Here is an 11,696-nt window from a genome sequence, read left to right as displayed (position 1 = left end):
CATCCACCTGCCCTTAGAATATTCGATAGTTGCTGAATCTGTAGGCAATGTAGTAGGATGTGGACACCAAGCCGACCGATATGACGGATTTAAACAACCCGATTGCAGCGGCTGCGCTATACTGCTGGTCAAAAAGACCGAGCCGATACACAAACGTGTCAATGACGTCTGCGCTCTCATAAACAACCGGATTGTACAAAATCAAGATTTGATCGAACCCGGCGTTCAATACGTTACCAAGGCTCAACGTACTTATCAGAATGATGATAGGCGCCATGCCCGGCAAGGTGATATGAAACATCTGCTTCCATTTGCCCGCTCCGTCGACTTCTGCGGCTTCATACAGACTGGCATTAATGCCGACAATCGCCGCCAAGAAGATAATCATGTTATAGCCCATGCCTTTCCACACGTCTGAACCGACCAGAATGCCGACAAACCAATGATTGCTGGCCAAAAACATAATCGGCTCTATACCGAACTTCGACAGGATGGCGTTAACCGGCCCATCCAACGAAAAAATTTCGAACATGACGCCGCCAAGTACGGCCCATGAGAGAAAGAAAGGTAAAAAAATGCTCGTCTGAACGATTCGCCTAAACCAATCTTTCATTACTTCATTAAGCAGTAGAGCCATAGTCAGAGGCATGACTAGTCCAAAAACGATTTTCAGAAAAGAAATCAGGAACGTATTCCATACGACTTGCTTGAAATCCGGAAGGTTAAACACGTATTCGAAGTTTTTCCATCCGACCCACTCCGATTGAAAAAAGCCCCGCACCGGCTGATACTTTTCAAAAGCCATAACAATTCCGAACATCGGACCGTAGGCATAAAGCAGCGTAACCAGCACTCCGGGGATGAGCAAGAAATGCAAGGGCAGTTCCAATCTAAACGGTCTCCTACGTGCCTTTATATTCTTCATCATGTGGTGCCTCCAGTGCTAGACAAAAAAGAGGGAAGGGGAGATTCAATGGCTACCTCCCCTATCCGTCTGATTCCTATAGATTACTTCACCGCATTTTTTTCATACCATTCGTTAACTTCTGCGGTAATATCGTCTCCGCCAAGTTTCCTCCAGCTTCCAACATACTTATCGAACTCGGAAATCGGCGTCGCGCCCATGATCATTTTGGTGAAGGTTTCGTTAGTCAGCTTGTTCAGCGATGCGCCTTTTTCGACTTGCGTCGGCGTCGGCGGACCATAGTACTCGTTCAGGACATATTTGCTCGGATCTTCTTCGGTTCTCAGCGCCAGGGCAACACCGCCGTCTTTAGCTACCCTACTGTAATACATACCCCATGCGGTATTGTCTTTCGGGTTAGCCCTATATTTCTTCGCGGCATCGAACCAGGTTTGCGCTTCGCCCAAACCGACGAAGTCCTCCGGCAGCTCGAGCTTCTCCTTATTGGCATCTAATGCTTCGTTAACGGCCAAGTAGATGTCTTTATATCCGCCATAGTACCTTGGTAGAAACCACTCCTGAACGTATCCTGTGCTTGGACCTTTGTAGTCGGGAGAATCTTTCGTTACATATTTTGTGCCTTGCAGCTCTTGGAACAGATTAGCAATCTTGATGGCGGCTTCCGGATTCTTGAAGCCTTTCTTGACGACCATAATCGGACTCAAAACTCGGGAAAGGAGCGTTTTTCCCGGATTCCCGTTCAGTGACGGCAGTTCCAACTGGATCCATTCTGCTTTCGGATCCTTGTCTTTGTTCAGATTGAGCGGCCAGTTCGGATACCACCATTCGCCGAATGAAATGCCGACTTTGCCGGATATGAGATCTTCGCTTTCTTTACTCTCATCTTTCAGAACGAACTCTTTCTCAATAATGCCTTTTTTGTACCACGAATTCAGCCTCTCTAGCGCCGCTTTCGTCTCCGGTTGAATTTCCCCTGGGATTAATTTACCGTCGGCGCCCTTCAACCATGCCAACGGGTACGAACCATTGCTTTGGAAAAATCCTTTAGCATCGAATCCCCATCCGGTCAAAAAGTTTTTAATCAAGGCAATGCCGTAAGTATCTTTTTTGCCGTTCTGATCCGGGTCGTTATTGACGAAAGCTTCGGCTACTTTTTCCAGCTCTTCCATGGAAGTCGGAACCGGCAGATGCAAATTATCCAACCAGTCTTTGCGAATCCATAGCACTTGCGCGCCACCAAAACTGCTTTTTGTCAAGCCCAGGAGCTTGCCGTCTTGAGTGCCCGCTTCCAACCCAAACCCGCCATCGGATTCAATGATTTTTTTCAGCAAAGGAGACGCATAGTTCTTATAAGCTTCCGTCAGATCCTCAAGAATGCCTTGCTCTTTAAACTTCATAAACGTGCTATAATCGACCACCATCATATCCGGCAAGTCACCCGATGCGATCGCCAGATTGAATTTTTGATCATACTGATCGGCAGGGACGGTCCATTTGTATTTGAGTTCAATATTCAACATTTCTTTCAAATCTTTCAAGTAACCGTTCGTTTCCGGGGTCAAACCTGGCATTGCGTTTGCATCTTCAGGCGGGTTAAAACCAAGAACTTGCGTCACGGTAACCGTCTCTGGATATTTGCCTAACGGTTCGTAGCTGATAGGTTCAGCTGATGCCGAACTACTGGCAGATGGAGTGTTTGTCGGAGACGGGTCGATCGATTGTGCCTCGTTGTTTTTGCTGCATGCGGCTAAAAGCGTAGATGCCAGCAACGTCGTGATCAGTGCAGCATGGGATGTGATTCTTTTCATTTCTGTCTTGCCTCCCCTTTTCGATTTCAGTTGATTGTGCATATCGCTTACACTTTTATGATAAGGGCGGCAATTCGACGCAACAATACAAGAATCTTTACTTGCTTCTGTTCTGTTTACCACTTGTTTTGAAGGGTTTCCCGGTACTCAAGAGGGGTTCTACCCGTCATTTTTCGAAAAAAGGCCGTGAAATAAGAAGGTGATTCAAAACCGAGCTTGAGAGCGATCTCGTTCACCTTCAACTGCATATTCCCCAACATAGTTATTGCGGCTTGGGCTTTAGTCGCATTCATGTATTCAGATATGTTGCGTCCCGTGTTTTGCTTATAAAAGCGAGAAAGATAGGAAGGATTGAAATAGACGGATTCCGCTATGCGGGCTAACGAAAGATCGCCGCCCAGGTTCTCTCCGATAAACTTGTGAATCCGCTCGATAAGAATGTGCTCCCGGTCTGCCGATTTCCCTGACTCCCACATAGAGAATCCCTCGTGCATTCCGAGATCGATGACCGCCATCTTTTGTCCGAACTCCATGCTTTTTTGGAGCGCGGATTTGAGCAGTCCGAATTGTTGTCCGACTTCGTTCCAATTTAACCTGTCCCCGCTTACGACAAACGAAATTGTGATGCCGAGTAAATCTTTGCAATCATTTTGTACAGGTTCTAACATTGCCTTCAAATAGTTCGCGTCCGTTGCCGGCTGTATAAACCACACCAGTACGGAATGGTCGGAAACAGTAGATTCTACCTGGAATGCGGCAAGCAAATGCCTCGCGAAAATTTGTTGAATGTCATCGAAAATATCGTGCTTATTCGAATAGGAGACGCCTTCTTCCCATTCATCCACTTTGCCGACAATCATCAGAATAGGCAGTTCCCGATCCAAGTGAAGCTCGAGCCTCGCAAAATGATCACCGCGCAAAATAGAGGATGCGGACTCTCCCAGCAGCAGCGCTTCGAAAAACTCCTTTGTTAGCAGAGGCTTAGCTACAGTTGCTTGCTGCCGGGCGTTCTCCAGTATATCCCGATTTCTATTTTCTTCATCGATTCTAGTAATCGATGCTTTTACCGCTTCGACTATCGGTTCTATTCCTTCGGTTTTCAATATATAGCTGCTTACATTTCTCTGAATTGCCGAATAGGCATAATCGAACTCGCTGTACCCAGTCAAAATAATCATTCGGCAGGCGGGCCAATACGATTGAATATCCTCTGCGAGATCCAGCCCGTTTCTACCGGGCATTTGGATATCGCTGATCGTAATATCGATTTTCGTTCTTTTGACGATATCCAAGGCTTCTTCAGCCGAATACGCTTTGCAAATATCAAGTTCAAGCTCCTTCATCTCTTGAAAATGCTGCGTTAATCCGTCCACGATGCTCGGCTCGTCATCGACGATCAGCAATCTGTACATGGTTAAGCCCCCGTTCCTCTATAGTCAATGACAATATCCGCCTTCAATCCACCGAGCGGGCTTCTGGAAACAAAAACTCCGCTACTCATCCCGTACTTCAGGCGGATGCGACGGCTCACATTGATAAGTCCCGTTTTTTCCTCTTGTTGCGAGTCATTGGCTAGCTTCTTGTTTAGCGAATGCAGATCCTCTTCGGCAAGCGCTGAACCATTATCCTCCACGGCGACATGAAGCACTTGATCTTCATAGGTTATGGTGACGGTTACCTTCCCTTGCTGCATTCTGTTCTTGAAGGCATGCTCGAATGTATTTTCCACCACTGGCTGGATCACGAATCGGGGAACCATTAACGAACGGCAGGAATCCGGCACTTCACCCATTTCTATATGAATTCGGTTGGAAAACCGGATGCTTTGAATGTCGCAATAATTAAGAGCGTGTCGATATTCGTTATTCAACGGAACCTCATCTCTGCCGCTTCGCGTTACGAACTCATAATAGCTCCCCAGTTTTTGCGCCAGCAATGACGCGCTTTCGATGTCCCCGCTCTGGCAAATCATATAGATGTTGAAAAAACTGTTATACAAAAAATGCGGATTAATTTGCGACTGCAGCTGTTTTAGCTCCGAATGTTGAAGCGCGAGCTTTTGTTCGTAGTTTTCCTGGATCGATATCTTTAACTTCTCGATCAGCCGTTCGAAGCTCCGGAACAAATAGCCGAACTCATTGCCTTTTTTCGGGCGGAATGAAATGTTTAAATTGTCGCTCTCTACTGTTCTGAAGGCATGAATCAATTCTTTCAGCGGTTTATGAATCATCCAGTTTACAGATAACGAGAACACAATAATGATCGCTACGGATACGAGAGAGAGAATGACGGACCAACGATTAATTTGTTTCAACGGTTCCGTGATTTCATCTTGATTGATATAGGTATAAAGCGTCAGACCTAACATGCTAATCGGACTAAATGCAATATTGTAGGTTTGATTGTCCACTTTCAATTCATCCGGCGTATTGGGCAAATGCGCGAACAAAGAGGCGAGAACCGCTTTCTGATCTCCATTTTGGCTTGGAAGCGAGATCTTGTTGCGAAGCTGCGAATCGGCGAGGAAAGCGCCGGAATCCGAATAATTTTGTACTAATGCGTTCAAAGTTTCTTTCAGCTTGTTGGTAGAAATCTCAACGTATGTCAGAATATTTTGATTATTGGCAGACTCTATGAAGAACACCCTACCACCTTCGAAGTAGGAAGGAAATTTTGAATTGCCGAAATTTAATTTGTTAATGATTTCGAATTCGGGATTAGGCGCTTTCGTTATTCCGCTTAACGTAGAAATCGTCCGGCCGAAGGATTTAATATACACTCCGACATTGGTTATATAGTTGCTTGAATTTCGCATTGTAGCCAATCGATCCTTCACTCGATTGACCAGTTGCATTTCTTCATAACCCTCCAGTTGCTGACCGAGAAAGCTAAGCTTTTGGAGATCGGAATCGTTCATGAATTGGAGCTGTAAATTACGGATAAATTCGATCTGATTGTCCAATTGTTTGGCGTAGAAGCTCACTTTGGATTTCATTGATGTGGAGATCTCTTTTTTTATGTGGGAAGCCCCGATCCAGTTCATCCCTAAATTGATAAGATATACGGGTATAAGAAGAAGGATAAAAACAAAAATAATTTTTTGGTATACATGCTTCTGCTGCAATTTGGACAACATTGGCGCCGTCCCCCCCATTATAAGAAGTTATGTGTAGTCGGACTATGATTCTATTATAAGGGCGATCAGCAAGTTCAACGCATGTAGAGAAAAAAAGCACCCGAACGGGCAACAGCGAGAAATAAAGGAAGCGTTCGACAAAATTGGCCACGGCAGCAGTTGCCGTGGCCAATCCCATTCTCACCTAGATCAATCCCGACTGTTTCAACAATCGCTGAATTGTCGCCGCAACTTCGGCACGGGTCATGAAGCCTTTCGGTGCAAGTGTATCCTGACTTCTACCGGATATGAGGCCAGCTTGCACAGTGTCCGCAACGCCGTTCTTCGCCCAGGCTGATATCGCTGCCGCATCTTCGAACGATTGGAGTGTTGCTTCCGTCGATTGCGCATTCAATTTGTCCCGCAGCCCGGTCAGCTTCATCGCTTTGGCAATAATCGTCATCGCCTGTTCGCGCGTGATTTTGTCGTTCGGACGGAACGTACCGTCACTATACCCATCGATCAGGCCATACGCGTGAGCCTTGTTAATTGCGCCGCTATACCAATCGGTCGCTTTCACGTCCGAGAAGGTCGTTGCACCGCTTTCCAGCTTCAACCCTAGTCCGCGAACGACAATCGCCGCAAACTCGGCGCGTGTAATATCCCGGTCAGGACTAAAATGCCCGCCTCCCGTGCCTTCAATGACCATCCGCGACCCCATGTCGTTGACCGCGCCCTTCGACCAATGATTGGCCACATCCTCAAATTCAACAGGATGCCAGACGACGAAGTACGTACTGTTCGTCAGGCTGTTGATGACAGCATAGTAAGCTCCATCCGTTCCTTTTACCTGCGTTGGCACATGGCGAACTGTACCATCCGCCTCAATCACGACACCTGTTGTTATTTTATTCGGATCAATCCCTGCCGGCAGCGCGATTGTCCGTTCTACATATACGCCAAATTGACTAATCTCTACTGTCTTACCACCATAAGTAGCTGTCACCACAAAGTCAATCGGCGCTGCAACAATTGAAAAATGATTTCTGTTGGCCGCATGATCTGCAAGCTGCTGAATCGCGGCAGTTGTTTCTGCTATCGTTACACTTACTACGATATCCGACAATGCGGGGCGACCGGCAAATTGACTCGCAATGCTGTCGATGTCGATTTGACTGCTTGGCAGCGTGTAGCTTCCTTTGTCGGTTTGCAACACAAGTGTTCCTTCAAGATTTTGCATATTTTTAATCATCTGACCTGTTAGCTCGCCAACAATCGTATTCGAGCTTGAAGCTACCGATATCGTAACAACCACATGCTTTCCTTCCGCTTCCAGCTTCTGTTGCAACTTAGCTGAATCAACTACAATTGTTGTCTTCTTCGTACCGTTCACTTCGCTTGTATGCGCGGTTCCCACACTTTCCGCCTTTCCATTCACTAACACTTTAACTGAAGTATCTGTAGTCGTCGTTTCCTTACCAGGATCGGACGGGGTCGATGTCGTGCCTACTCTAACCGTTACTGCTAACGAAGCAAACGTGCTTGCCGTTGCTTTTACTCGCACCTCGTAGGTTGCTGGCACAAGTCCTGTTACGGATTCGCCGCTAATGCTTATCCATGTGCTGGCTGTGCTTGCTTTGTACTCCATATCTGTCGTTACACCTGTTAGCGTTCCGTTGCCTGCTGCCGGATACGTCTCATCCGTCTTGCCTACGGTTGTCGGCGCTGCCGGGCGAGCTGGTATCGCCACCGTCTGCGCCGCCGAATCCGGCAAGGTGGTTCCGTTACCCGCTTTCACCACAGCTATGCTTTCACCCATCCAACTGCTGTCAATAGCAATGTTGCCCGAACCATCAGCCGTTGCTGTTGCACCATTAATTTTGTATACAGCATTTGGCGTCAAGTCCGTCAACTGCTCCGTCGCATAATTAATTGTAACAACCGGCGGTTCGACTTGATTATCCACTAAGGTAATCGGCCTGAAGAACAGCGGTTGCCAGACTGAAGCGCCTTGCCATCCAATATTAATAAATTCATGGGCACTTTTCCAAAATCCCCGATAGAAATAACCGTACAGCGTCGTGTCTACTAAACCGCTTATACCCAATTGCTCGAATGGGATAGCCTGTACAATTACCCAACGATCATTGTCGGTTCCATCTTCATCCACGATTTGCGCTGATGTGTACCAAGCACCCGGTTCCGAGACAAAATTAGCTCCTTCACGATACACTAGCTGGTCACCTAATGGATTGCCAAAATATACACGAAAGCGCGCAGACGGATCGCCTTGCGGGTTGACTCCGGATAGATAGGTTTCGACATCATCTGATGAACCTTGCCACCAGCTTCCCGATATAGGCGACTTTTGCAAATCGTGGATACGTTCATCAAAATTTTCATAAGCAACATAGAGGTTCGATTCATCCCAAAGCAAACGAACCTTCGTACGCGTACCTGGAACAGGCTTCATATCTGCCGGATCCAGAAAATTGTTAAGAACTGGTGCCTTGCCCCATATTGGTCCGTTCATATTCAGATCAGCCATTATAGCCGAACGTCCTGCATTGCTCTTTACCGCCAAGGCGGTCTCTTCAATTACTCCAACATCTGCAATATTTTTTTCAAATGCTGTTTTGATTGGTGCAATCCGCTGTTTTTGAATATCGTTAGCCACTGACCAGGCTTGATCCAGCGCTGCCTTCATCAGTGCATTATGATGGGCATCACTATAGAACGCTTTAACATAAGCGCCAAGTGAAGTACTCCATTTAATAGTCGTATAGTTATCGTCCCAGGTTTGCTGCAACAAACGATAGTACTCGATCATCGGCTCCGCAGCATTGCCATATGCCTTGCGACTGAATAACTCGATTAGCTCTTGAATATTCGCATTCGGGTTCCAGGTCAACTTGTCGTAAAGCCACATCGACAATGTGCTTATGCCCCACATGCCGTTATCGGCCGGATTATCCACGACACCTTCCGGCAACATCCCGGTGAAGCCGTTTTCCGCATAGAAGCGAAAATCCGCTTGCATACGCGGTCCAATCGGTCTCTCGAAGCCGTTGTTCGCATAAGGGAAACACCCGTAATAATTATATACCAGGATATTATTTGTTTTTTCCTTCCACTCCAGCATATTTGCTTTAATCGCACTGTTCTCGATCGATTCAGTCGACGTGATTGGCAGCTTCATATCTTCATTAATCGGCGCAATCATAATGGCTATATTATCTTCAATCTCGCCAAGCGGCGGAGTTTCTGTGAAGATATAGGCAAATGTCGTAACGGTCGCATCTGCATGCTCTTCCTTAACAAGATTGGCTACCTTATTCAGGAAAGTAAAAAAAACAGTAGACAAATACTTCGGATCACCAGGCTGAACGAACTTACCCTCAGCGTATTCGAATGGCTTCGTATCTTCGGGCTTTTGTGTCGAGTACCAAGTATCTTCTATGCCCACGCCGATATAGCGCACATCATGCTGTTCGAGGAATGCATTAACACTTTCAGCAATAAGTGCGGGCAGCTCCGGATGCCAGAAATTCAGTTGGCTTGCTCCGATCTTATCCATGACGGGATTACCATCATTATCCGTATTCCAAAACTCAGCTTGCTTCTCCTTGCTTAAGCTTTGATAGGTTGGACTGCTAAGCAGCCAGGAATGAAGATTGTGTCCCATATTAACCGGCTCGAGTCCGATCGATTTTTGCCAATTCCAATCACCTGCTGCAAATTCCGCAAATTTGGCGTTCAGCTTGTTGCGGGAGAACATAATTTCAGTCGCAGGATCCGTGTGCTCCCCCCCATTCGCTCCCCGTCCAGTGATGTGCCATCCACGAATCGCAAATGGCGATTTTTCATGATAATTCACCTTGGCCAATGGTATTGTCGGCATAGGATCATACAATGTTCCCAGGTCAATGGCGCGAGTCCACAACACACCTAAATTCGCTTCGATAAAATCATGCACACCGTTAAGCGCACCTTCGGCATTCGCGCCGAATATATAAATCACTTGCTCTTCTTGATTTACGGCAAAGCCATCGCTGCTGCCGATGAATGTCAGGTCATCAGCAAATTTATCCGCTAACACCGGATAGCTGTCAGGCGTAGCGATTAAGATCTTCCATGCATTAGCCGTAAGTTCATGCAGTGAAGTACCAAGTTCCGGCTTAATTCCCATCTCCGGATAAATAATTTGATACATCTTTTTTGAGGGGGAAGAGGTAATGGTAGAATCCACAGGCTCCGTTGCCTCACCCAGATCAAACAGCGTCACATTGTCGATATACAATTCACCTTTAGTGCCTGGCACAAATAGATCCGGCCAGTATGCATCCGAGAAGCCTTCGTCAGTTGGCGAAATGAATTTCGTCTCGTAACGCATCCATTCTGTCGAAGGGGTAACCTGCATTGAAGCATTCGCAATCCCCAAATCCCCTGGTAGAGCTGTTAGGTTAAGATTAATTTGCCCATCCGGGTCTTCGCCGGCGCGCTTCGCATCGAATCCCAATTGATAAACATGATTTCTTTTTACAAACAAATAACCTTGATAAGGGTGGTTTCCATTCCAATTTTTATTCGCCATATCAACGAACAGCACATGACTGCCATCAACTGCATCAGCGTATTCTATTCGAGAGCTTCCTGATTCATATACCCAATCAGAATCAGATTCGAAGCTGCCGTTCTTAAAGATGTTCGGACCATAATCCGGAGCATCGGAAACTTCCACGCGCCCGATCTCCTTAATCGCAAGATCATCCAGCCAGATTGTCCCAGCGCCGACTAAACTGAGGTTGAACCAGCTCAGTGCATATTCCGGATTATTACGTGGATTATTGTAGAACACCAGTCGATGCAAGGTCCAGTCTTCAGATACTTGAAAGGCCTTATCAACAGATCTTTGCAAATCTGAATAATGACTATCCAGTTCCCTTAAGAGCATTTTGACGCCAACTTCTGAAGAAGCATCCCGTTTAGCCCAGAAGCTTAATTCATAGGCATAGCCAGATTTAAATGTGAGAGCCGACTCATAACCCGACGTCGCGTTATCCGGACCTGTAAATTTAATCGACTTATTTCCGCTGTGAGACACCGTTGCATCAGGGTAGAAACCCTCGGTTGGCCACCACGGGCTAAATGAGACCGCTTCGATGTCTGCGTTGCGGAGAATATTCAATCCCTTGTAGTCCACTTTTAAGATTAGCTCTTTGCTCCAGCTGTTACCGCTGCTTACATGAATTTTTAGGTTGTAATTTCCCGACATTGTTAAAGCGTTTATGGTGACTAAGCCGCTGATGTCAACATATGAATGAGCTGCAATACTGATCTGTGCCGCTCCTAGTTCCAATACAGGCAAATCTCCCTCCCCTGTCGGAGGCGTTAATGTCACATCAATTGCTGAATTTGTAGGGTTGGAAACGGTTACAGTAAACGGATAATAACCGATCCCCGTAGCAGCAATGGTCGTTGTACTTAATCCTGCACTTAACGTCGGATTGACAGGATCGCCTCTTAATACCGGAACATTAGCGCCACTAACCAGTTTAAAATGCTTTTGAAGCTCGTTAGCTGCGTACTGTTCCATTGATGAAGCGCTTTCAGAAATGAGGATTTGCGTGTTTGGATTGCCATCAACCGTTAATAACGGGGTTTCAGGGACCACATCCGAATTAGAATCATTCGCATAAGCAGGCAGTGTAAAAGCGCCCAACATACACAAAGCAGTGATAAATGCGAATATTCGTTTCATCCTTCTTGACATTTAATTACCTCCCCGTAATGATGACTCTAACCGGCTACGGAACAGTCTCGCACTCCGTAACCGGTTTCAAACAAA

General features: G+C 46.5%; 5 protein-coding genes. All 5 read right to left on the bottom strand.

Features of this window, described 5'->3' with window-relative positions; translation table 11 throughout:
- Positions 1 to 13: 13 nt before the first annotated feature.
- Positions 14 to 925 carry an ABC transporter permease gene (locus ACFPOF_RS18385; RefSeq protein ID WP_378136040.1) on the bottom strand — a complete coding sequence of 304 codons (912 nt, stop codon included), beginning with the start codon at positions 923 to 925 and terminating at the stop codon, positions 14 to 16.
- An 83-nt stretch (positions 926 to 1,008) separates the two neighbouring features.
- Positions 1,009 to 2,733 carry an extracellular solute-binding protein gene (locus tag ACFPOF_RS18380; protein WP_378135250.1) on the bottom strand — a complete coding sequence of 575 codons (1,725 nt, stop codon included), beginning with the start codon at positions 2,731 to 2,733 and terminating at the stop codon, positions 1,009 to 1,011.
- 116 nt (positions 2,734 to 2,849) lie between these two features.
- Positions 2,850 to 4,145 carry a response regulator transcription factor gene (locus ACFPOF_RS18375; protein ID WP_378135248.1) on the bottom strand — a complete coding sequence of 432 codons (1,296 nt, stop codon included), beginning with the start codon at positions 4,143 to 4,145 and terminating at the stop codon, positions 2,850 to 2,852.
- A 2-nt stretch (positions 4,146 to 4,147) separates the two neighbouring features.
- Positions 4,148 to 5,728, bottom strand: coding sequence for a sensor histidine kinase (locus tag ACFPOF_RS18370; RefSeq protein ID WP_378135246.1), 1,581 nt, complete (start codon positions 5,726 to 5,728; stop codon positions 4,148 to 4,150).
- Between the two features lie 325 nt (positions 5,729 to 6,053).
- Positions 6,054 to 11,621, bottom strand: a complete 5,568-nt coding sequence (locus tag ACFPOF_RS18365) for a DUF4838 domain-containing protein (RefSeq protein WP_378135244.1) — start codon at positions 11,619 to 11,621, stop codon at positions 6,054 to 6,056.
- Between the last annotated feature and the right edge of the window lie 75 nt (positions 11,622 to 11,696).

Origin of the sequence: Cohnella soli, assembly GCF_042655525.1 — a bacterium.
Taxonomy (GTDB): Bacteria; Bacillota; Bacilli; order Paenibacillales; family Paenibacillaceae; genus Cohnella; species Cohnella soli.
This window is presented reverse-complemented; position numbering and strand designations above follow the sequence as displayed.

Coding starts and splice junctions, on each gene's coding strand:
- ACFPOF_RS18370 (WP_378135246.1), bottom strand. CDS start 5,728: ATGAAATCCAAAGTGAGCTTCTACGCCAAACAATTGGACAATCAGATC.
- ACFPOF_RS18365 (WP_378135244.1), bottom strand. CDS start 11,621: ATGTCAAGAAGGATGAAACGAATATTCGCATTTATCACTGCTTTGTGT.
- ACFPOF_RS18375 (WP_378135248.1), bottom strand. CDS start 4,145: ATGTACAGATTGCTGATCGTCGATGACGAGCCGAGCATCGTGGACGGA.
- ACFPOF_RS18380 (WP_378135250.1), bottom strand. CDS start 2,733: ATGAAAAGAATCACATCCCATGCTGCACTGATCACGACGTTGCTGGCA.
- ACFPOF_RS18385 (WP_378136040.1), bottom strand. CDS start 925: ATGAAGAATATAAAGGCACGTAGGAGACCGTTTAGATTGGAACTGCCC.